This window comes from Conexibacter sp. CPCC 205762 (assembly GCF_030646155.1).
Taxonomy (GTDB): domain Bacteria; phylum Actinomycetota; class Thermoleophilia; order Solirubrobacterales; family Solirubrobacteraceae; genus Conexibacter.
The window spans coordinates 1-625 of the sequence record NZ_JAUTDN010000108.1 but is presented as its reverse complement, the minus strand read 5'-3'; the positions used below and the strand labels follow the sequence as shown (position 1 = coordinate 625).

Sequence of the window (625 nt, the reverse complement as noted above, 5' to 3'; positions counted from 1 at the left end):
TGAGACACTGTATCGAAACTACGATACAGCGTCTCGCAAATCACGATACGGCGTCTCGCTAAGCTGTCTCCGTGCCGCCAGACCAGCCTTCCGACGCCTCGCGCCGACGCGATCCGATCTGGGTTCGCGATGCGCGGCGTGAGCCCAGATCCCGCGGGCTCACGCGCGAGAGAGTCGTCGCCGCGGCGATCGAGATCGCTGACCGCGAAGGTCTCGACGCGGTCTCGATCCGACGCCTCGCCGCGGCGCTCGCGACCCGTCCGATGAGCCTCTACGACCACTTCGAAACCAAGGACGACCTGCATGGCCTGATGTACGACGCCGTCGTCCAGGAAGCGCTGGTCGCGGACGACGAGATCCCGCTCGACTGGCGTGAAGCGCTGCGCCTGCTCGCACGCCACAGCCGGGCCACCGCGCTGCGCCACCCGTGGCTCGTCTCCGCACTCGGCCGCGACTCTCGGTTCGGCCCCGCGACCGTCCGCCACCTCGACCAGTCGGCCGCCGCCGTCCGTTCGCTCGACACCGACTACGCGACGAGAAACGCGCTCGTCCGCGCCGTCGACACCTTCATGCTGGGCCATGTGATCGTGGAGCTCGCAGGCCACGACTTCGCATCTCCCGAGGC

The 625-nt window shown here is 68.3% G+C and carries 1 protein-coding gene; it reads left to right on the top strand.

Going from position 1 to position 625, the window contains the following annotated elements:
* Nucleotides 1-71 precede the first annotated feature (71 nt).
* Nucleotides 72-625, top strand: a 554-nt coding sequence (locus Q7L73_RS28620) for a TetR/AcrR family transcriptional regulator (RefSeq protein ID WP_304715808.1), incomplete at its 3' end; no start/stop codon positions are given.